Below are 21,509 nucleotides of genomic sequence, written 5' to 3'. Positions count from 1 at the left end.
CCGGCCGTTCTCACGGGGCGCGGCCGGCGACTGTGTGGCCGCCGTAACGACGGATGATCACCAGGCGTGACACCCGGTTAACGGGCGATTCCTACCGTGGACGGAGCATCCGACCACGAAGGGGACACCCGTGACCGCACCGGAACCGCCGGCCGAGAGCATCACGCAGGTGCGGACGGCATGCTCGTACTGCGGCGTCGGCTGCGGGATCGTGCTGGACGTGGCGACGGGGCCGGACGGGCGGCGGACGGTCCGCAAGGCGGCCGGGGACAAGGCCCACCCGGCGAACGGCGGGCGGCTGTGCACCAAGGGCGCGACCAGCGCCGAACTGCTCGCCGCGCCGGGGCGGCTGTCGAGTGCCCTGGTGCGCGCGGGCCGCGGTGACGAGCCGACGGCCGAGGCGATGGACACCGCGATCAAGCGGACCGCCGGGCGGCTGCGCGAGATCGTCGACGCGCACGGCCCGGACGCCCTCGCCCTCTACGTCTCCGGGCAGCTGACCCTGGAGGCGCAGTACCTGGCGAACAAGCTCGCCAAGGGCTTCGTCCGCACCCGGCACATCGAGTCCAACTCGCGGCTGTGCATGGCGAGCGCGGGCAGCGGCTACAAGCTGTCGCTGGGCGCGGACGGCCCGCCCGGCTCGTACCAGGACTTCGAGCACGCCGAGGTCTTCTTCGTCATCGGCTCGAACATGGCCGACTGCCATCCCATCCTCTTCCTGCGGATGCGGGAGAGGGTGAAGGCGGGCGCCAAGCTGATCGTCGTCGATCCCCGGCGCACCGCCACCGCCGCCAAGGCAGATCTGTTCCTGCAGATCGCGCCGGGTACGGATCTGGCGCTGCTCAACGGCCTGCTGCAGCTGCTGGTCGAAAACGGCGCCGTCGACAAGGAGTTCATCGCCGAGCACACCGAGGGCTGGGAGGCGATGGCGGACTTCCTGCGGGACTATCCGCCCTCGGTGGTCTCGGAGATCACCGGGATACCGGAGGGGGACCTCCGACGGGCCGCCGAGTGGATCGGTGCGGCGGGGGACTGGATGAGCTGCTGGACCATGGGCCTGAACCAGAGCACCCACGGCACCTGGAACACCAACGCCCTGATCAACCTGCATCTGGCGACCGGCGCCATCTGCCGCCCCGGCAGCGGCCCCTTCTCGCTCACCGGCCAGCCCAATGCGATGGGCGGCCGCGAGATGGGCTACATGGGCCCGGGGCTGCCCGGCCAGCGCTCGACGCTGGTGCCCGGCGACCGGGCCTTCGTCGAAGAGCTGTGGGGCCTTGCGCCGGGGACGCTGCGGGCCGGCGAAGGGGGCCGGGGGACCGTCGAGATGTTCCGGCGGATGGCGGACGGGGACATCAAGGCGTGCTGGGTCATCTGCACCAACCCCGTCGCCTCGGTCGCCAACCGCAGGACGGTCATCGAGGGGCTGGAGGCGGCCGAGTTCGTCGTCTCGCAGGACGTCTTCGCGGAGACCGAGACCCACGCCTACGCCGATGTGGTGCTGCCGGCCGCCATGTGGGCCGAGTCAGAGGGCGTGATGGTCAATTCGGAGCGCAATCTGACGCTGGTGCGGCAGGCCGTAGATCCTCCCGGCGAGGCCTGGCCGGACTGGCGGATCATCGCCCGGATCGCCTGCGAGATGGGCTACGAGGACGCCTTCTCGTACGAGAGCGCGGAGGAGATATTCGAGGAGATCAAGCGCGCCTGGAATCCGCACACCGGCTACGACCTGCGCGGGGTGAGCTATGAGCGGCTGCGGCACGCCCCCGTGCAGTGGCCCAGCGCATCCGCCGACGGCCCCAACCGCAACCCGGTGCGCTACCTCAACGACGGCAGCAGCCAGACCCTGCGGGAACGGCCGGACGGCACCCGTCCCCGGCTGTCCTTCCCCACCGCCAGTGGCCGGGCCGCCTTCTTCGCCCGTCCGCACCTCCCGGCGGCCGAGCTGCCGGACGACGACTTCCCGTATGTGCTGAACACCGGGCGGCTGCCGCACCAGTGGCACACCCTGACCAAGACCGGCAAGGTCGCCCAGCTGAACAAGCTCAACCCCGGCCCCTTCGTGGAGCTCCATCCGGACGACGCCCGGACACTGGGCATCGTCGAGGGCGACCCCGTCGAGGTCGCCTCGCGGCGCGGCCGGGCGGTGCTGCCCGCCGTGCCGACCGACCGGGTACGGCCCGGGAACTGCTTTGCACCGTTCCACTGGAACGACCTGTTCGGCGAATACCTCAGCGTCAATGCGGTGACCCATGACGCGGTCGACCCGGTCTCCTTCCAGCCCGAGTTCAAGGCGTGCGCGGTGTCGTTGGCCAGGGTGGCGGGCGAGACGGGGCACGGGCCGGGAGGGGCGGGTACGGCGCGTACGGACGGCGCGGACGCGGCCGGTGCAGGCCGGGACTCGGATACGGGCCGAGGTTCCCGTCGGGGGCCGGACGCCGGTACGGGCCGGGGCTCCCTCACCAACCAGGGCTCCCTTACGGGCCTGGACTCCCGTAAGGGCCCGGACTCCCGTAAGGGCCCGGACTCCCGTAAGGGCCAGGGTCCCGACACCCAGGGGGCGGTGGCGGTCCTGGCCGACGTGTTCCGGCTCGGCGGCAGTGCCCCGCCGGTGCTGGCCCACCACGAACGCCGCTATCTGTCCGGCTTCCTCGCCGGGCTGGGCTCCGGCACCGCCGCCGGCACACCCGTCCTGCCCTCCCACGCCCCCTTCGCTCCGGAGCACGCGCTCTGGGTCAACGGCGTGCTGGCCGGGACGTTCTCGCGGGCGCCGGCCCCCCTGCCGGTGCCTGCGGCGAGCCCGGCGGACACCGCGGAAGGCGCCGATGCCCCACCCGCCCGCCGTACGGTCCTGGTCCTGTACGCCTCGCAGACCGGCAACGCGGAAGAGGCCGCCGCCGACACGGCCCGGCGGCTGCGCGGCAGCGGGCGGGAGGCGACGCTGCAGAGCATGGCCGACAGCGCACCCGCCGCCCTGCCCCGCGGCGCCGATCTGCTGCTGGTCACCAGCACCTTCGGCGACGGCGACGCCCCCGACAACGGGGCGGGCTTCTGGGAGACCCTGAACGCGCCGGACGGCCCGCGGCTGGACGGTGTGCGCTACTCCGTCCTCGCGCTGGGCGATTCCTCTTACGACGACTTCTGCGGCCACGGCCGCCGCCTCGACGCCCGGCTCGCCGAGCTGGGCGCGAAGCGGCTGGCGCCGCGCACGGACTGCGAACCGGACTACGAGCAGCCGGCGGAGCGGTGGCTCGACCAGGTCCTCACGGCTCTGGAGTCCGGCACGGAGCCGGGCGCACAGGCGGACGCACAGACGGGCGTACAGGCAGGCGTACAGGCGGACACCGGCACCGCCGGATCCCCGGCCCCCGCCCTTCCCACCCCGGAGGCCACCCCGGCCCCCGCTGCCCCGGCTCCCGCCGCCCCGGCCCCTGCCCGCCCTTCCAAGGCCGCGCCCGCCACCGTCCGCCTCGTCGGCAATCAGCTGCTCAGCCGCCCCGGGGCCGCCAAGGAGGTACGGCAGTTCACCTTCGACACCCGCGACGGCGAAGGGCCGCCCCTGGGCTACGAGGCCGGCGACGCGCTCGGCGTGCTGCCGCGGAACTGTCCGGACCTCGTCGCGGAGTGGCTGGCCGTCACCGGCCTCGATCCCGCTGCCGCCGTCGACCTCGCGGGCCTCGGCACACTGCCGCTGGGCGAGGCCCTGCACCGCCATCTCGACATCGCCCGGATCACCCCCGGGCTGCTCCGGCTGATCGCCGAACGCACCGGTGACCGGGTCCTGAAGAAGCTGCTGCGGCCGGACAACAAGGGCGAGCTGGCCCAGTGGGCCTGGAGCCGGCAGGCCGTCGACGTGCTCGCCGAACACCCGGTGCGGGCCGGTGCGGCGGAGTGGGCGGGCGTCCTCACCCGCCTGCGGCCGCGGCTGTACTCCATCTCGTCGAGCCCGCTGACCGATCCCGCCCTGGTCCGGCTGACGGTCTCCGTGGTCCGCTACGAAAACCGTCAGGGCCGCCCGCGCAAGGGCGTCGCCTCCACCTTCCTGGCCGATGCCGAGTCCGGGTGCCCGGTGCCGGCGTTCGTCCAGCGTGCCGCCCACTTCCGGCCGCCGGCCGATCCGGCCACCCCGATGGTGATGGTGGGACCCGGCACCGGCATCGCGCCCTTCCTCGGTTTCCTCGACGAGCGGCGGGCCCGCGGCCACCGCGCCCCCAACTGGCTCTTCTTCGGCGAGCAGCGCCGGGCCACGGACTTCTACCATGAGGACACTCTGGGCCGGCTGCGCCGTGACGGGCTGCTCACCCGGCTGGACACCGCCTTCTCCCGGGACCAGCGCGCCAAGGTCTACGTCCAGGACCGGATGCGCGAACACGGCGCCCAGCTGTGGTCCTGGCTCCAGGACGGCGCCCATTTCTATGTGTGCGGCGATGCGTCCCGGATGGCCAAGGACGTCGACCGTGCGCTGCGGGACATCGCCGTCACCCACGGCGGTCTGGCGAAGGAGGCGGCAGCCGGCTACGTCAAGCAGCTCGCGGCGGAGAAGCGCTATCTCCGCGACGTGTACTGAGGACTCCGCGGGCCGGCCGGCCCAGGGCGCACGCCTTCGCCGTCATCACCTGCATGAACCACTTCATCACCGCGTGAAGAACCGAGCGTTTCACGGATGCACCCGCGGGACTTTCCCGAACGGGCCGCCCGGAGGCATCGGACGGACGATGGGGAGGAAGGAGAACTCCATGACCTTGACGACCGTCCATGCCATGACCACCGAACCGCCGCCCGAGGGGCCCGGTCCCGTGCCCAGTGACCCGCACCCGGTGCCGCACGACCCGGTGCCGCACGACCCGGGGCCGGCCGAGCCGGAACCGGAGGAGCCCGGCCCTGCCCCGGAGGAGCCGCCCGGCGCGGAGCCGGGCGACCACCCGGCGCCCGAGCCGCCCGACTGAGTGGGTACGACACCGGTTGCACGCCACCACAGGGAGATGAGCATGCACGGTACGGAGAACTCGGCAGGGGCGGGGACGAGCGGGGAACCAGCAGCGCCGGGGCCCCTCGACGCCGCCGAGCTGCACCGTCTCGACGCCCACTGGCGGGCCGCCAACTATCTGTCCGCCGGACAGATCTATCTGATGGCCAATCCGCTGCTGACGGCACCGCTGCGACCCGAGCACATCAAGCCCCGGCTGCTGGGCCACTGGGGCACCTCGCCCGGCCTGAACCTGGTGCACACCCACCTCAACCGTGTCATCAAGGCCCGGGGGCTGGACGCCCTGTGCGTGTGGGGGCCGGGGCACGGCGGCCCGGCCGTGCTGGCCAACTCCTGGCTGGACGGCACGTACTCCGAGACGTACCCCGATGTCACCCGGGACGGCGAGGGGATGGCCCGGCTCTTCCGGCAGTTCTCGTTCCCCGGCGGGGTGCCCAGCCATGTCGCCCCGGAGACCCCGGGATCGATCCATGAGGGCGGTGAGCTGGGCTACTCCCTCACCCACGCCTACGGCGCCGCGTTCGACAACCCGGAGCTGTTCGTCGCCTGTGTGGTCGGTGACGGCGAGGCGGAGACCGGGCCGCTCGCGGCGTCCTGGCACGCCACGAAGTTCCTGGACCCGGTGCACGACGGCGCGGTGCTGCCCGTGCTGCACCTCAACGGCTACAAGATCGCCAACCCGGCGGTGCTCGCCCGGATCCCGCGGGACGAGCTGGACGCCCTGCTGCGCGGCTACGGTCACGAGCCGGTCCATGTCACCGGCGACGACCCGGCGACGGTCCATCAGGCGCTGGCCGCCGCCATGGACACCGCCCTGGACCGGATCGCGGACATTCAGCGCCGGGCCCGCACCGAGGGTGTGACGGAACGGCCCCGCTGGCCCATGATCGTGCTGCGGACCCCCAAGGGCTGGACCGGTCCGCACGAGGTCGACGGGCAGCCGGTCGAAGGGACCTGGCGCGCCCACCAGGTACCGCTGCCCGGCGTACGCGACGACGCGGGGCATCTGCGGCAGTTGGAGGAGTGGCTGCGTTCGTACCGTCCGCAGGAGCTGTTCGACGACGAGGGCCGGCCGCGGCCCGACGTGCTCGCCGGTGTGCCCGAGGGGACGCGCCGGCTGGGCGCCTCACCGCACGCCAACGGCGGTCTGCTGCTGCGCGATCTGCCCGTTCCGCCGCTGGAGCGGTATGCGGTGGAGATCGGCAGGCGCGGCAGCACACTGCACGAGCCGACCCGGGTGCTGGGCGGGCTGCTGGCAGCGGTCATGGAGGCCACCGCCGAGCGCCGCGACTTCCGTGTCGTGGGCCCCGACGAGACCGCGTCGAACCGCCTCGAAGCGCTTTACGACACCACCGGCAAGGCCTGGCAGGCCACCACACTCGACACCGACGAGCACCTTGCGCACGACGGCCGGGTCATGGAGGTGCTCTCCGAGCATCTGTGCCAGGGCTGGCTGGAGGGCTATCTGCTCACCGGCCGGCACGGGCTCTTCTCCAGCTACGAGGCCTTCGCGCACATCGTCGACTCCATGGTCAACCAGCACATCAAATGGCTGCGGACCGCGCGCCGGCTGCCCTGGCGGCGCCCCATCGCCTCCCTGAACTACCTGTTGACCTCCCATGTCTGGCGGCAGGACCACAACGGCTTCTCGCACCAGGACCCCGGCTTCGTCGACCACATCCTCAACAAGAGCCCGGAGGTGGTCCGGGTCTATCTGCCGCCGGACGCCAACACCCTGCTCGCGGTGGCCGATCATGCGCTGCGCAGCCGCGACTACGTCAATGTGATCGTGGCCGGCAAACAGCCGGGCTTCGACTGGCTCGGCCTGGACGAGGCCCGCGCCCACTGCGCGCGGGGCGCCGGTGCCTGGGAGTGGGCGGGCACCGAGGACGGCACCCCTCCCCAAGCTCTCGGCTCCGCTCGAACAGGGGAGACCCCCACGCCCGATGTGGTGCTGGCCTGTGCCGGCGACGTGCCCACCCAGGAGACCCTGGCGGCGGCGAGTCTGCTGCGCCGGCATCTGCCCGAGCTGACGGTGCGGGTGGTCAATGTCGTCGACATGGCCCGGCTGCTGCCGTCCGGAGAGCACCCGCACGGCATGCCCGACCCCGAGTACGACGCCCTGTTCACCCGCGACAGGCCGGTCGTCTTCGCCTACCACGGCTACCCGTGGCTCATCCACCGGCTCTGCTACCGCCGCGCCGGCCACGCGAATCTGCATGTCCGCGGCTATCGGGAGGAGGGCACCACGACCACGCCCTTCGACATGGTCGTGCGCAACGATCTCGACCGGTACCGGCTGGTGATGGATGTGATCGACCGGGTCCCTGGCCTCGGGGTGCGCGCCGTCGCACTCCGGCAGGCGATGGCGGACGTCCGTACCCGTCACCACGCCTGGATCCGGGAACACGGCACCGATCTGCCGGAGGTCGCCGACTGGACCTGGGCGGACTGACGGCAACCGATGACGGGGAGGCCCCGCTTGTCCCGGCACGCTGAGACCGCGCACCACTCCACCGGCCGACCGGACCGGGAGGAGGACAAGGACAACCAGGAGGACCAGAAGGACCAGAAGGACCAGGAGGACAGCCGGACCGCGGTCACCGTCTTCGTGGCGCTCGGCGCCAATCTGGTGATCGCCCTCGCCAAGCTGCTCGGCGGGCTGTTCGCGGGCTCCCCCGCGCTGCTCTCCGAGGCCGCCCACTCGGTGGCCGACAGCCTCAACGAGATCTTTCTGCTGGCCTCGCTCAAGCGCAGCACGCGCGCGCCCGACAGCAAACACCCCTTCGGCTACGGCAAGGAGCGGTACTTCTGGTCCCTGCTGGCCGCCGTCGGCATCTTCGTCATGGGCGGCTGCTTCTCCGTCTTCCAGGGCATCGAGGCACTGCGCTCGGACAGCTCGGAGAGCCATACGGGCTATGTCGTCGGCCTCGTCGTGCTGGCGGTCGCGCTGGTCGCCGAGGGCTCCTCGCTGGTCCGCGCCGTGCTGCAGGTGGCCGGCCAGGCGCGGCGGACCGGCCGGAGCGTCCGGGAGGCGATCCGCTCGGCCGACGACCCCGCGTTGCGGACGGTGCTGGCCGAGGACTCGACGGCCTGTTTCGGTGTAGTGCTCGCCATGGCCGGCCTGGGACTGCACATGATCACCGGAGAGGTCCGGTGGGAGGCCTGGGCGTCCATGCTCATCGGTGCGCTGCTGGTGTTCGTCGCCTACCGGCTCGCCAAGGAGTCACGCGGCCAGATCATCGGCGAGGCCGCCGACCCGGCCCTGCGCCGGGCCCTTGTGGAGTTCCTGACGCAGCAGCCGGAGATCGACACCGTGACCACTCTGCTGTCGATGCGGCTGGGGACCCGGTCGACGCTGGTCGCGGCCCGTGTCGATCTCGTCGGCGGCCTGGACAGCGAGGAGGTCGAGGAGGTCCTGGTACGACTGAAGCGGACCATCCGCGAGCGATGGCCGCTCGCCGACCAGGTCTTCCTGGACGTCACGGACGCCTCGCCCGGCGACCGGGAACGCGCCCGGCAGGAGCGGCGGCGGCTGGACCGGGCGGTGGACGACGGGTCCGGGCGGGATGGCCCGTCCGGGCAAGACGGCAAGTCCGGGCAGGACGGGGCGGCGCGGGAGGGGTGAGGCGCGCGGTCGGGGCGGGAGGGGGTACGCGCTGCGCCGGTCCCCTCCCGTCTCGCCGAGTGGCCCCGGCCGTCGCAGAGTGGGGACGTACGCCGGGCAGCCGGACCGTGGGGAGCACGTCGCAGGATCGGCGTTCGTGGGAGCACTCCGCATGATCACTGTTTGGGGGAGCGCTTCGCATGGTCGGCGCAGGACCGGCAAGAAGACCGGCATGCCGCACGGAGCGAGCGTGCGGCGCCCGGCCGCCGAGGAGCGACGCGTGAGGAGCACATGACGGTGCGACAGCCACCAGGACCGCCGGGGCCCACCCATCCCGATCCGGTGCCGCCCACACCGGGCCCGGGACCCGGCCCGCCGGGACCCACGCCGGGCCCGGCGCCCGGACCGGTCCCCGCCCCGGGGCCCGATCCGGTGCCCCCGCCGGTGCCGGCACCCGAACCGGACCCGGTCCCGCCGCACCCCGCGCCACCGACACCGGGACCGGAGCCGGGCCCCGCGCCCGGTCCCGTTCCCGCGCCGGGCACCGGCACAAAGACCTGACGAGGCGCTACCGGCATTCCCGTACGGGATCGTTAGGCTCGGCAGGTGGGCCATTCCGAGGAGCGCGCCGAAGGCGCGGGACCGTTCACCACCCGGCTGACCTGGCGCCTCGCCGCAGGCGACACCGCCATCTGGGAGTCGCGGGCGGCCCGTAAACGCGGGACGCTGGCGGTGCGGCCCGCCGGGGCCACCCGCACCAGCCCGCGGCGCGCCGACGCCCCGGCACTGGTCCGGCTGCGCAGGCTCAACAACATCGCCGCGGTCTCCTTCCTTCTCGGCGGGGCGCTGTTCGCGCTCGGTGCGGTGCTCGCCCAGTTCAGCTCCAGGCGGCCGACCGTCACCGCCACCATCTACTTCGTCGGTGGCGCGTTCTTCACCCTCGGCGGCTATGCCTCACTCGTCCAGGCCATCAACGCCCCGCGCCGGGAGAGTGCGGCGGGTGCGCTGACCACGCACCGCTTCCGCTGGTGGAGCTACGAACCGGGCCGGATCGACTGGCTGACCACCTTCCTGCTGTTCGCCGGGACGCTGGTGTTCGGCGTCAATCTGCTGGATTCGTTCCTGCAGGGGCTCACGGCCCGGCAGATGAACCGGCTGGTCTGGGCGCCCGACATGATCGGCTGCCTGCTGTTCCTGATTTCCGGGCAGCTGGCGGTCGTCGAGATCTGTCATCGCCTGCTGTGCCTGCACCGGCGCAGTCTCGGCTGGTGGATCGTCGCGGTCAATCAGTTCGGCTCCGTGCTCTTCATGGTGTCCGCGGTGGCCGCTTTCACCCGGCCGGAGACCGACAGCCTGGTCAGCGTCGGTATCGCCAATGGGGGGACCCTCACGGGGGCGCTGTGCTTCGCGGTGGCCGGGGTGCTCCAGGCCTTCGAAAGTCCCTGACATGCGGCTGGCCGGTACCTGTGTCAACGTGGATTTGCTGTATCGACGGTCGGCAGGTCCGGTTTGGACGGCCAGGTTTCTCAAGTGAAGGAGTGACCCATGGCCACTCAGAAGCACAGTGTGAGCGGATGGACAGCGTTCGCCGCAGTTCTGATGATCTTCGGTGGCCTCATGGCCTTCCTGGAGGGCATCTCCGCCATCGCGCAGGACCGCCTCTTCGTCACCACGCGGAACTACGTGTTCTCGTTCAGCCTCACGGGCTGGGGCTGGATCCACCTCATCCTGGGCATCGTCATCTTCCTCGCGGGTGTCGCCCTGCTCGCCACCGGGGCGATGTGGGCGCGGGTGATCGGTATCATCCTGGCGGGCCTCGGCGCGATGGCGAACTTCCTGTGGATCCCCCACTACCCGTTCTGGGCCATCGTGCTGGTCGCCATCGACATCTTCATCATGTGGGCGCTGTGTAGGGACGACCACCATCACTCGGCGGCCGCCCGGTGACCTGAACCACCGAGATCCGGCCCCGGCCATGACCTCCGTACCCACCCCGCAGGAACGCGCGGAACAGGGCAGGGCACTTCGCTCCGAAGTGCCCCGCTCGTGTCATGCGGAGTTCAGCGCCCCGGCTTCCCGCGCCGATCCGGTGGACATCATCGAACGGCAGTCGGCCCTGCGGGTACCGGAGTTGGTGCCCCTGCGCTACGGGCGGATGCTGGAGTCGCCCTTCCGCTTCTACCGCGGCGCCGCCGCCATCATGGCGGCCGACCTGGCCACGACGCCGTCCACGGGGCTGCGGACCCAGCTGTGCGGGGACGCCCATCTGCTGAATTTCCGGCTGCTGGCCTCCCCCGAACGCCATCTGATGTTCGACATCAACGACTTCGACGAGACCTTGCCCGGCCCGTGGGAGTGGGACGTCAAGCGCCTGGCGGCCAGCCTCGCCATCGCGGGACGCGGGAACGGCTTCCCCGAGAAGGTGCGGACCGCCATCGTCCGGGCGGCCGGCGCGTCCTACCGCGAGCAGATGCGCCGTTACGCGGAGATGCGCACCCTGGAGGTCTGGTACGCCCATGCCGACATGGCCGATGTGGAGGCCGAGGAAGCGCATGAGCTGAGCGGCAGGGGCCGGGCGGGGCTGGCCCACACGATCGCGGAGGCCCGTACGCACGACACCGTGCAGGCGTATCGCAAGCTGACCCGGAGGAGCGGCGACCGGGTGCGGATCGCCGCCGACCCGCCGTTGATCGTGCCGCTGGACGATCTGCTGCCGGACGCCGAACGTGACCAGCTGACGGACCAGATCCGCGGGCTGGTCCAGGACTACGGCCGCACCCTGCGTTCGGATCATCGCCGGCTGCTGGAGCAGTACCGGGTCGTCGACGTGGCGCGCAAGGTCGTCGGGGTCGGCAGTGTGGGCACCCGCTGCTGGATCGTGCTGCTGCTCGGCAAGGACACGGACGACCCGCTGCTGCTGCAGGCCAAGGAGGCCGACGATTCCGCACTCGCCGCCTACGCCGGACCGAGCCTCTACACCCACCAGGGCGAACGCGTCGCGGCCGGCCAGCGGCTGATGCAGGCCGCCGGCGACATCTTCCTCGGCTGGGCGCGGACCACCGGCATCGACGGCCGCCAACGCGACTTCTATGTACGCCAGTTGCGTGACTGGAAGGGCATCATGCCGACGGATGCGATGGCGCCGACGGGTATGCGGCGGTTCGCCGTACGCTGCGGGGCCACCCTGGCCCGCGCGCACGCCAGGTCCGGCGACCGGATCGCGATCGGCGCCTATCTCGGCAGCGGCACGGTCTTCGAGGAGGCCCTGGCGCGGTTCGCGGAGCGCTACGCGGACCGCAATGAACTCGATCACCAGGCGCTCGCCGAGGCGGTCCGGAGCGGCCGGGTCGCGGCCGCGTCCTCCTGAGCGGGCCGGCAGCCGGGCGGCGGGAGGCGGCCGGGGCGGCGGGAGGTGTCCGAGCGCGGCGCCGCGGGCCGGGCCGAGCCGGGCCCCACCGGATGGGCGCACCCCGATTCGTCCGGGATGTACCCTCCGTCCGCCCCGCCTAGCATGGTGCCGAATGGCTCCGATGAAGGCGGCCCCCATGCGCCCCACGGCGAAGTTCTCCATCAGCTTCGGCCTGGTCACGATCCCGGTCGCCGCGTACAACGCCACGGACAGCTCCACGTCGGTCAGCTTTGTGCGGATCCACACGGCGGACGGCGGCCGGGTGCGCAATCAGCCCGTCTGCTCGCTCGAAGGCACCGAGATCACCCCGGACGAGATCGGCCGCGGCTACAAACCCGACGGCGGCGACACCGTCGTACCGCTGAGCGACGACGATCTGGACGCGCTGCCGCTGCCCACCGCGAAGACGCTGACGATCCTGGCCTTCGTCGCCGGCGGCGACATCGACCCGCTGCAGATGGGCAAGGGGTACTACCTCGGCATCGACAGCCCCGCCGCGGCCAAGCCCTACGCCCTGCTGCGCGAGGCGATGGAGCGGCATCAGCGCGTCGGGCTCGGCAAGATCGCCCTGCACGGGCGGGAGACGCTGGCCATGATCCGCCCGGTGGAGGACGTGCTGGTCATGCAGGTACTGCTGTGGCCGCACCAGATCCGCTCGCTGGACGGGGTGCTGCCCGAACGGCAGGCGGAGGTCGCCCCGGCCGAGGTGGCGGCCGCCGAGACGCTGATGGATTCCTTCGGCGAACTGTCCGAGGACGATGTGCACGATCACTACCGTGAAGCGCTCGAAGAGATCGTGGCGGCGAAGCTGGCGCATCGCGAACCGGAGTTCCCGGCCGGCGAGGAGCAGCCGGCCGGGCAGGTGGTGGACCTGATGGCGGCCCTTCAGGACAGCGTCCGCGCGGCCAGGAAGTCCCGCGGTGAGGACGAGGGCGAGGGCGCCGGGGGCTCGTCGGGCGGCGGCGCCGGATCGGGCCGCACCACGAAGAAGGACACCACGCAGAAGGGCACGACGAAGAAGACCGCGGCGGAGAAGACGGCAGAGAAGAAGGCAGAGAAGAAGGAGGCAGCGACGAAGACAGCGACGAAGAGGTCCGCTGCCACCAAGAGCTCCGCGACCAAGGCCGCCGCCAAGAAGACCGCTGCCAAGAAGGCAGCCCCGGCGAAGGAGAGCGTGAGCGGCAGCGGACGGCGGGCCGGCTGAGCCCCGCCCGTGACCCGGGACCACCGGCCGCCCCCCGCAGCGCACATAAGGCGCCCGCCCCGGGGTACGCGCTCACCCAACAGGCCTTTCCGGCCGGACAGTTAGGGAGGCTGATGCCATGGGTATCGGCGGGTGCATCGTTCTGCTCGCGGTGGGGGCCATCCTCACGTTCGCGGTGGACTGGCACATAGCGGGGATCAACGTCGACCTGGTGGGAATCATCATGATGATCGTCGGTGTCATCGGCATCGCCACCTATGTGAGCATCCTGAAGCGGCGGCGTACCCAGCCGCCGTCCCCCGGCGCACCCGTCGTCGACGTCGAGGACAACCGCTACTACAGGTAGCCGCTGACGGAGGGTCGCTTCACCGCCGCCGGTACGGCCCTTAGCCGCTATGGCCCTCGCCGGTACGGCCCTTAGCCGCTATGGCCCTCGCCGGTACGGCACTTCCCGGCACGGTCCTCAACCGCAGGAGGTCTTCCCCTTCGGCAGGGTGCCGTTCAGCAGGAAGTCGTCCACACGGCGCTGCACGCAGGGGTCGCCGGTGGTGTAGGCGGCGTGTCCCTCCCCGCGGAAGGTCAGCACGGTGCTGGAATTGCCCAGCTCACGGGCCATGTTGAAGGCACCTTGGTAGGGGGTCGCCGGATCGTTGGTGGTCGCGACGAGCAGAATCGGCGGCGCGTCGGGCGCCGCGACGTCCCGGGAGGCGTCGTCGCCCGCAACGGGCCAGGAGTAACAGTCCAGCAAGGTCGGGGCGATGTCCGGGCCGAAGAGCGGGGAAGCCTTGGTGAGTTCGCGCTCCGCGCGGGGGTAGTCGCGTTCGCCGTAGCGTTCCGAGGTGTCCCGGCAGGAGATCGCTCGCAGGGCCAGCTGGTCCTGCGACGGTAGGTCGTCCTGGCCGACCCGCCGTGCCGGGGCGCTGCCGGCACGGGCGGCGCTGCTGCCCCCCGCGTCGCTCAGGCGGAGAATCCCCGAGGCGTCTCCGGTCCGCAGCTGCGACAGGGCCTGCCGCAGTGCCGGCCAGTCGCTCCTGCTGTACAGCGCCTCACGCAAGGCGTACACATAGGTGGTCTCATCCACCGTCTCCCCCTTCGCCTTCATCGGCTGATCACTCAGCTCCCGGTACCATGAACGCAGTTGATCCTGCGCCTTGTGCTCATCGGTGCCCAGCGCGCAGTCCGGCCGGTGGGTGCAGTCGGCGGCGAAGTCGTCCAGCGCCCGCTGGAAGCCCCGCGCCTGGGACAGCGCGGTCTGCCACTGGTTCTTGGTCGGGTCCTCGACGCTGTCCAGGACCATCCGGCCGACCTTGTGCGGGAACTCGTGGGCGTAGACCGCCCCGAGCCTGGTGCCGTACGAGAACCCCAGGTAGTTGAGCTTGTCGTCGTGGACCGCGGCGCGCAGGACGTCCATGTCCCGGGCGACATCAGGCGTGCCGACCCAGCGCAGCAGCTCACCGGAGTAGCGGCCGCAGGCCTCGTTGATGCGCTTCTCCTTCGCGGCGAGGCTGTCGTCGGCGCCCTTGCCGGGTGGCGCGAGCTTGCTGCCGCAGGAGACCGGGTCGGTGTGGCCGGTGCCGCGCGGATCGAAGCTCACGAGGTCGTAGCGCTGCCCCAGCCGGGCGAAGGCGCTGCCGCTGTCGGTGAGGTAGTTGACGCCGGAAGCACCCGGTCCACCGGGGTTGAGCACCAGGGAGCCGATCCGTTTGCCGGGCCCGGTCGCCTTCAGCCGGATCAGCTGGACCTGCATGGTGTTCCGTTCGGGGTTGCGGTAGTCCCGTGGGACCTCCAGCCGGGCGCACTCCAGACGCCCCCGGTAGCCGGGCGGCTGACCGGTGCCGTCGCTTCCCGCGCCGTTCCGCAGATCCTTGCCGCAGGGTTCCCAGGACAGTTTCTGCTGGTAGAAGGACGTCAGATCCGGACCATCGGCTGCCGCAGCGGCCGGGGTTCCCACGAACCCGGCGAGCAGCGCCGCCACCGCGGCCACCGCAGCCACCACCGACGGGCGCGCCGACGCCCGGCGGCGGCGAACACACCACGCTCCCCCTACTCCCATTCGAGGCGGCGCACGGCGTGTTCCCGGCATAGTCCGAGCGTAGGTCGGTTGCCCGGTGCCCGCACACCTGCCGTGACGCCGCTGCCGCCGTGCGCCGTGCCCGCGTGCGCCTCGCCACCCAGCAGGACCGGACGCCTCCTCAGGGTGACCGCACAGCGTCTTTCGGGCCGCTCGAGATGCGCCGATCAGGACACCGATCACTCTGGAAACAGGGCAGAACCGTGCCGCACCGTGGCGGCGGCCCCTGCACGAACGCCGATTCGCCGCAAGTCCGGGAAGGGTGACGCACCCATGAATGACACATCCAAGGTCCTGCTGGCCGCCGCACTTGCCGGCGGCTATGTGCTGGGCCGTACGAAGAAGGGCCGGTTCGCGCTCACGGTGGCGTCCTATATCGCCGGACGGCAATTCGGCCTTGAACCGCGCCAGCTCGTGGCCCAGGGGATCCGCAAGCTCGGCGAGATTCCCCAGGTCGCGGAGCTGGGCGACCAACTGCGCGGGGAAGTCATGGACGCCGGCCGGAAGGCCTTGACGACGGCCGCCAACCGCCGTCTGACGACGCTCGCCGACACCCTCCACGACCGGTCCCTCAAGCTCGATGGCCTCGGACTGGAGCCGGAGGAGGAAGAGGAGGAGCCAGAGGAGGGAGACGAGGGGGAGTACGCGTACGAGGAGGACGAGGAGGGCGAGGAGCCCGAGGACGAGTACGAGGAGGACGAATACGAGGAAGAGGAGGAGCCGGAGGAGGAAGAACCGGAGGACGAGTACGAGGACGAAGAAGAAGCGGAAGAAGAGGAGCCGGAGGAAGAACCCGAGGAGCGCCCGTCCCGGCGCACCCCGCGGGCCGCTGCGAAGCCGGAACCGAAGCCGCGCAAGCGTGCGCCGGAGGCGGAACGGGGCGCCCCGGCGAAGAAGGGCGCACAGCGGCCGCCGGCCAAGAAGTCCGCCGCCAAGCCCGCGGCGAAGAAGACGGCCGCGAAGAAGTCGGCACCTGCGAAGAAAACCGCAGCCAGGAAGACGGCGGCGAAGAAGACCGCCGGGAAGGCTCCGGCCAAGAAGGCGGCTCCGGCCAAGCAAGCCGCGGCACAGAAGACCGCGGCGAAGAAGACGACAGCCAAGAAAACCGCAGCGAAGAAAACCGCCGCGAAGAAAACGGCGCCCGCCAAGAAAGCCACTGCGAAGAAGACCGCCGCAGGGAAGAAGGCGGCCCCTGCTGCGAAGAAGACCGCCAAGAAGACATCATCGCGCACCGAGCGCCGGAGGTAACCGGTCATGGCCAAGACGGGACAGGACAACGCGGACTCGGGACTCGATCGACTGCGCAGCGAACTCGGCGGCTATGCCACGAAATGGGTGGGGAACCTGGCCGAGAAGGCCGGCGACAAACTGATGGATGTGACAGGCCAGCTCACCGATGTCGCCGAGAACGGAGGCTCACTGTCCAAGATCGCGGGCAATCTCCTCGGCGGCGACTCCCCCGTCAAAGCCGCCGTGAAGGGGACGGCGGAGAACGTCAAGGACACCGTGATGGACAAGGCCAAGGGCCTGTTCGGCGGCAAGAAACGCAAATCGGGGGACAAGAAGGTCACCAATATCATCGAAGTCCTGGATATCGGGGTGCCCCTGCGCACCGCCTACGACCACTGGACGCAGTACGAGAAGTTCAGCGGCTTCACCAAGGGTGTCCGTAATGTCTCGCTGCACGACGAGATGACGAGTGACTGGAAGGCCAAGGTCGGCCCGTCCACCCGTGGGTGGAAGGCGACCGTTCAGGAGCAGGTTCCTGACGAACGCATCGTCTGGACGTCCGAAGGCGCCAAGGGATCGACCCGCGGTGCCGTCAGTTTTCACGAGATGGCACCCAATCTGACCCGCATCGTGCTGGTCGTCGAGTACTACGCCTCGGGATTCTTCGAGAAGACCGGCAATGTCTGGCGGGTCCAGGGACGCCGGCTGCGGCTGGACTTCAAGCATTTCCAGCGCTACGTCACCCTCACCGATGAGGAGCCCGAGGGCTGGCGCGGGGAAATCCGCGACGGCGAGGTCGTACGGACCCACGAAGAGGCCATCGAGGAAGAAGAGGCCGAGGGCGAAGAGACCGGAGACGAAGAAGCCGAGGGCTACGAAGGCGAGGACGGCGAAGAGGAGTACGCGTACGAGGACGAAGACGCCGCCGACGAAGAGGGCGACGAGGAAGAAGAGGAAGAGCCCGAGGAGGAGCCGGAGGAGGAGTACGAGGACGAAGAGGAGGAAGGCGAAGGGGAGGAAGAAAAGTGAGAGTGGCTTCCTTCGCGGCTCTCATGGCGGGCGCGGCGGGCGGCGCCACCGCAACCGGGGCCGCCACCGGCCCCGGGCCGCACCGGAACGGGCCCCGGCCCACCGGCCGGTGGGCCCGGCGCTCCGCCGTCACATGCAGCGTGACGGCGGAGCCGCGACCGTTCAGTGCTTGAAGGTGTCCCTGCCCTTTTCCACTGCCTGCCGCATTTTCCCCATGGCCTGCTCCGACTTCCCTCTCCGCTGCAGGCTCTTGTTACCGAGGGCCCTTCCGGTCGTTTCCTTGGCCTTTCCCTCGACGATATGGCCGATGTTCCTGGCCTTCTTTCCCATGCGCATGTCGTACTCCTTCGTGGTCATTCGGCGGGGGGCAACAAGGTCCCGAGCGGACCGAGGTCCAGATTCAGGTCCGACATCGAAAGGTCGTACTGCGCGCAGAGTTCCACCATCCGGTCGTGGAGGATCATCAGCGTCGCTCCCAGGCGTTCCTCCTGTTCCTCGGTGAGGTCTCCGGCGTCGACCCGCTGTAGGGCCTGGCGTTCCATGAGCTGGCGCAGCAGCTCGACGAGGGTGAGGACGAGCTTGATCAGGTCCCGCTCGACCGTGTCGGGGTCGGCACTGACCCGGTGTGCCGGCCTTCGTGGTCCCGGCCCTGCCGGCGGCCGGACGTCCTGCGGTGTCGAGGGCAGCAGATCGAAGGCACGGGCGGCCGCATCGGCGACATCGTCGAAGCGGCTGCCGGGGCGGCGGTCACCGGCTGTCATCGTCGTCCCTTGCCAGGGGCGCGGTAGTGCGCCACGGGGAGGGGTTCTGTTCGCTGATGGAGACGATCAGAGCGCGCAGCGAGACGCGTACGAGGTCGATATCGGCGATGGACAGGACGATGTCTCCGGTGAGGACCACGCCTCCGCTGAGCAACCGGTCCAACAGGTCGATCAGGGCGATCTGCCGGTCCGGCAGGGGCTCGTCCGCCTTGGCCGGCGGCCCGCCCGCCGGCCTCACGGGGCGGCTCGCTTCAGCGGTTCGGCTTCGGGGGGTGTGGCGAAGGAGTACGGGGCCCAGGGCCCGGTGACCTCGACGCGCACCCCGGAGCTTCCCTCCGCTGCCCGGGAGACCTCGGCCCGGAAGCTCTCGCCGTGCTCCAGCGGTACGAGGTAGGCGTCGTTGATGATGTTCTCCCCCGGGCCGCGGGCGAGTTCGCCCTGCTGTACCCGGTGCTGGACCCGGTCCACCGCATAGCCACGGGCCGCGTCCTCGACGCGCCGGGCGACCTCTTCGGCGTCCCGGTAGGCGTCCTCGCGGGCGTGCCGCTGCGCCTTGCGGTGGCTGAGGTAGGCCCGCCCGGGGCTCAGGTCCGCGTCCGCGGGCGGCTCGGCGGGCCTGGCGGTGGCCGCGGGCGCCTCGACATAGATCTTGACGCCCCACTCCGTGTGCGCGGCCAGATCGGACAGCCGCTCGGCGAACGCCTCCTGGCGGGTGTCGAGCATCTGCCGCACCCGTGCGTCGTCGAGGTACACCGTCGCCAGACGGAGCGGCAGGACGGTGGTGCGGGCAGCCAGCGCCTCGATCACCCGGTGGTGGGCGCGGGCCACCGACTCCAGCCAGTCCAGGTCCTCCAGATGCGCACGCAGCGCGGTCTCCTCGAAGTCCTGCTCGGGTACGGCCCCCACGGCCACCACCACCTCGCCGCGGTCTCCCGCGCGCACCAGACGCACCGGCCCGTCGGCGACTCCCGGCAGTCCGGTCAGGGCCTCCTCCAGCGACCCGTCGGGGTCCTGCGCGACGGCGTAGGCGTAGGTGACGGACTCGGTCGTCATGACTCGTCCCGCCGCTTGCTACGGGGCGCGGTTCGTTTGGCGCGTGAGGTGCGCGTGGGGCGTGCGGGGCGGGAGGGGCGGCGGGTGGCGGCCGGAGCGTCTACCTCCTCCGCCTCCTCGTACTCCTCGCCCTCCTCGTACTCCCCGGCTTCGTCCCCGGCCACCTCTTCGGCTTCCTCGTACTCGGCCTCGTCCTCGTCCTCGGCCGGGGACAGCTCGGTGCGCTCGCGCAGTGCCTCGATCTCGGCGCGCAACCGCTTGTTCTCCTCCGCCAGCGAGTGGTGGCCGTCGGCGGCGCGGGAGGAGAGTGACGGATCGTGCTCCCACCAGTCGATGCCCATCTCCTTGGCCTTGTCCACCGAGGCGATCAGCAGGCGCAGCTTGATGGTGAGCAGTTCGATGTCCAGCAGATTGATCTGGATGTCGCCCGCGATGACGATGCCCTTGTCCAGGACCCGCTCCAGGATGTCGGCGAGATTGGCCGAGGAGCCCTGTCCGCTGTACGGGCCGGCCCTGGACGGGGAGTCACCCATCCTCCGGGCGACGGGTTCGTTCACGGCCGCTGCACCTCGATTCCCTCATGTCCCGGCGTGGCGACGGGTGCGCACTCCCGCGCCCCGCCGCCGCACCGGCCGCCGTGGTCAGGTGGTGTCGGTGCCCTGGGCATGGGCCCTGATCTCGTCCAGCCGGTCCAGGAGTTCGTCCTCGCGCCGGTCGAACGCCTCCTCGGATATCTCTCCCGCCAGCAGCGACTGTTCCAGCTCGGCGAGTTCCCGCTCGATGGGTTCGGGGTCGTAGTACTCGTTCTCCGCGGCCTCCAGGGCGCGTTCCATGACCCATGCCACGCCGCGCACCGGCGCCAGCGGGAAGGTGGCGATCTGACTCAACAGGCCCATGAGGCCTCCCTAGACGAAGCTGTAGGCGGGAAGCGGGCCGAGCAGCCGGAGGTCGAAGTCCTCCCCCAGCTCCTTGGCGAGATCCTGCTCAGCGGCGAGGAAACTCTTCTCGTTGTCCCGTTCCACGAGGAAGGACACGCTCAGGAAATCGTTCCCGGCGGGCTGGAAGCCGCTTTCCTCCCGGGCGAACCCGCGCAGTGCGTCGAGGACTTGGCCGGCCAGCCGGTCCTGCCGGGCCTGCACCTCCTTGGAGACCAGTTCACCGAGGGCGAGCGGCAGGTCCGGGCTTCCGGTGCCGCTTCTGATCTCCTCGTTGAGCGCACGGGCCTCATCCGACTCCCGCAGGATCTGCCGCAGCATCGCCTCCTCCTCCTGGGCGGCCTTCAGGTGGTATTCGACGCAGCCCGCCAGCGCCTCCAGCCGCTCGGTGAATTCCTCCACCCGCTCCTCCAGGACCTCCCGCACGGCGTCGTCGTCGGCGGTCGTGAAGCCGAACTGCAGGGGCAGGACCGTGCCGTCGGCCATCAGCCGCTCCTGGACGGCCTGGTGGGCGGCGAGGTCGCGGCGTTTGGGGCGCAGCTCCTCGGGAGCGTCGCTGACGACCGCGGAGAGGTCCTCGGTCTGCACCGTGCGCAGGGCGGACGGCGGCTTTCCCACGCCGTCCAGACCCTCGAGTCCTTGTGGGTGGGTGGTCGCGACGATGGAGTACACATAGACGGACATCGCTTCATTCCTTTCGGCGCCGGGCCGGCCGGCGAGCCGGGCGCTCGCGCCGCTCGGCGGGCTCCTTGTGCCTCTCCTCGCGCTCCTCGTCCCCGCCGCCCTTGAGGGCGTCGGTCACCGCTTCCGCGGCCCCGGACAGCGCGCCCTTGGCCTTGCCGTGCGAACCGCCCTCGGTGACCTCGCCGACGATGTCGGTCAGCTTGGAGGGAGCCTTGCGCCCCTCCTCCAGGTCGAGACGGTTGCAGGCCTCGGCGAAGCGCAGGTAGGTGTCGACGCTCGCCACGACGATGCGGGCATCGATCTTGAGGATTTCGATACCCACCAGCGACACACGCACGAAGACGTCGATGACCAGCCCGCGGTCCAGGATCAGATCGAGGATGTCGTAGAGACTTCCGGAGCCCCCTCCGCCGCCGCCGGTGGCGACGGGTCCTCCGCCTTGCGGCACCACAGTCACGGTGCCTCCCTTCACCGGCTCACCCCGTCTGGTGCGGAGTGGCCGTGTCGTTCGTCCGGCGAACGCTCCGCCACGGCAACCG

At 70.9% G+C, this 21,509-nt stretch carries 20 protein-coding genes; 11 read left to right on the top strand and 9 right to left on the bottom strand.

What is annotated here, in order from left to right; all coding sequences use genetic code 11:
* Positions 1–130: 130 nt before the first annotated feature.
* The 9 genes from D9V36_RS36585 to D9V36_RS36540 all read left to right on the top strand — a co-directional run bounded on the left by D9V36_RS36585 (position 131) and on the right by D9V36_RS36540 (position 13,553).
* Entirely contained in the window at positions 131–4,567 is a 4,437-nt protein-coding gene (locus D9V36_RS36585; protein WP_129297547.1) for a bifunctional nitrate reductase/sulfite reductase flavoprotein subunit alpha, read from the top strand.
* A 169-nt stretch (positions 4,568–4,736) separates the two neighbouring features.
* Positions 4,737–4,946 carry a hypothetical protein gene (locus tag D9V36_RS36580; protein WP_129297546.1) on the top strand — a complete coding sequence of 70 codons (210 nt, stop codon included), beginning with the start codon at positions 4,737–4,739 and terminating at the stop codon, positions 4,944–4,946.
* A gap of 42 nt (positions 4,947–4,988) precedes the next feature.
* Positions 4,989–7,442, top strand: a complete 2,454-nt coding sequence (locus D9V36_RS36575) for a phosphoketolase family protein (RefSeq protein WP_129297545.1) — start codon at positions 4,989–4,991, stop codon at positions 7,440–7,442.
* A gap of 27 nt (positions 7,443–7,469) precedes the next feature.
* On the top strand, positions 7,470–8,615 hold the full coding sequence (locus D9V36_RS36570) for a cation diffusion facilitator family transporter (RefSeq protein WP_431357727.1): 1,146 nt from the start codon (positions 7,470–7,472) through the stop codon (positions 8,613–8,615).
* 585 nt (positions 8,616–9,200) lie between these two features.
* A complete protein-coding gene (locus D9V36_RS36560) occupies positions 9,201–10,040 on the top strand; it encodes a hypothetical protein (RefSeq protein ID WP_129297543.1) in 840 nt (279 codons plus the stop codon).
* 99 nt (positions 10,041–10,139) lie between these two features.
* Positions 10,140–10,541, top strand: a complete 402-nt coding sequence (locus D9V36_RS36555; protein ID WP_129297542.1) for a DUF7144 family membrane protein — start codon at positions 10,140–10,142, stop codon at positions 10,539–10,541.
* A 28-nt stretch (positions 10,542–10,569) separates the two neighbouring features.
* Positions 10,570–11,961: a DUF2252 domain-containing protein gene (locus D9V36_RS36550; RefSeq protein WP_129297541.1), complete on the top strand. Its 1,392-nt coding sequence runs from the start codon at positions 10,570–10,572 to the stop codon at positions 11,959–11,961.
* Positions 11,962–12,139: 178 nt separating this feature from the next.
* A complete protein-coding gene (locus D9V36_RS36545) occupies positions 12,140–13,207 on the top strand; it encodes a Ku protein (RefSeq protein WP_129298934.1) in 1,068 nt (355 codons plus the stop codon).
* 118 nt (positions 13,208–13,325) lie between these two features.
* Positions 13,326–13,553, top strand: a complete 228-nt coding sequence (locus tag D9V36_RS36540; RefSeq protein ID WP_129297540.1) for a DUF6458 family protein — start codon at positions 13,326–13,328, stop codon at positions 13,551–13,553.
* Between the two features lie 117 nt (positions 13,554–13,670).
* Here the strand turns inward: D9V36_RS36540 and D9V36_RS36535 are convergent, their stop codons facing one another.
* Positions 13,671–15,191, bottom strand: coding sequence for an alpha/beta hydrolase (locus D9V36_RS36535; protein WP_241721177.1), 1,521 nt, complete (start codon positions 15,189–15,191; stop codon positions 13,671–13,673).
* Positions 15,192–15,551: 360 nt separating this feature from the next.
* Between D9V36_RS36535 and D9V36_RS36530 the strand changes: the two genes are divergently transcribed.
* Together D9V36_RS36530 and D9V36_RS36525 are read left to right on the top strand one after the other, a co-directional pair.
* Complete coding sequence (locus D9V36_RS36530; RefSeq protein ID WP_129297539.1) at positions 15,552–16,526, top strand: histone protein; 975 nt, start codon at positions 15,552–15,554, stop codon at positions 16,524–16,526.
* A 6-nt stretch (positions 16,527–16,532) separates the two neighbouring features.
* Positions 16,533–17,537 (top strand): SRPBCC family protein, encoded by a 1,005-nt coding sequence (locus D9V36_RS36525; RefSeq protein ID WP_129297538.1) that lies wholly within the window; start codon positions 16,533–16,535, stop codon positions 17,535–17,537.
* Between the two features lie 162 nt (positions 17,538–17,699).
* On the opposite strand, the gene D9V36_RS36520 is transcribed toward D9V36_RS36525, so the two are convergent.
* From D9V36_RS36520 to D9V36_RS36485, 8 genes are all read right to left on the bottom strand, one after another.
* On the bottom strand, positions 17,700–17,873 hold the full coding sequence (locus D9V36_RS36520; RefSeq protein WP_129297537.1) for a CsbD family protein: 174 nt from the start codon (positions 17,871–17,873) through the stop codon (positions 17,700–17,702).
* A 17-nt stretch (positions 17,874–17,890) separates the two neighbouring features.
* Positions 17,891–18,298, bottom strand: coding sequence for a gas vesicle protein K (locus D9V36_RS36515; RefSeq protein WP_129297536.1), 408 nt, complete (start codon positions 18,296–18,298; stop codon positions 17,891–17,893).
* Positions 18,285–18,536, bottom strand: coding sequence for a gas vesicle protein (locus D9V36_RS36510; RefSeq protein ID WP_129297535.1), 252 nt, complete (start codon positions 18,534–18,536; stop codon positions 18,285–18,287). The genes D9V36_RS36515 and D9V36_RS36510 overlap by 14 nt, the downstream gene beginning before the upstream one ends.
* Complete coding sequence (locus D9V36_RS36505) at positions 18,533–19,351, bottom strand: GvpL/GvpF family gas vesicle protein (RefSeq protein ID WP_129297534.1); 819 nt, start codon at positions 19,349–19,351, stop codon at positions 18,533–18,535. The genes D9V36_RS36510 and D9V36_RS36505 overlap by 4 nt, the downstream gene beginning before the upstream one ends.
* Positions 19,348–19,908 (bottom strand): gas vesicle protein, encoded by a 561-nt coding sequence (locus D9V36_RS36500; protein WP_431357726.1) that lies wholly within the window; start codon positions 19,906–19,908, stop codon positions 19,348–19,350. Before D9V36_RS36500 ends, D9V36_RS36505 begins: the two co-directional genes overlap by 4 nt.
* An 84-nt stretch (positions 19,909–19,992) precedes the next feature.
* Positions 19,993–20,247: a gas vesicle protein GvpG gene (locus D9V36_RS36495; protein ID WP_129297533.1), complete on the bottom strand. Its 255-nt coding sequence runs from the start codon at positions 20,245–20,247 to the stop codon at positions 19,993–19,995.
* Positions 20,248–20,256: 9 nt separating this feature from the next.
* The gene (locus tag D9V36_RS36490; RefSeq protein ID WP_129297532.1) at positions 20,257–20,970 is read right to left on the bottom strand and encodes a GvpL/GvpF family gas vesicle protein; all 714 of its coding nucleotides are present in this window, start codon (positions 20,968–20,970) and stop codon (positions 20,257–20,259) included.
* A 4-nt stretch (positions 20,971–20,974) separates the two neighbouring features.
* Entirely contained in the window at positions 20,975–21,427 is a 453-nt protein-coding gene (locus D9V36_RS36485) for a gas vesicle structural protein GvpA (RefSeq protein ID WP_129297531.1), read from the bottom strand.
* Positions 21,428–21,509: the final 82 nt, after the last annotated feature.

Origin of the sequence: Streptomyces lydicus (assembly GCF_004125265.1) — a bacterium.
Taxonomy (GTDB): Bacteria; Actinomycetota; Actinomycetes; order Streptomycetales; family Streptomycetaceae; genus Streptomyces; species Streptomyces lydicus_C.
This window is presented reverse-complemented; position numbering and strand designations above follow the sequence as displayed.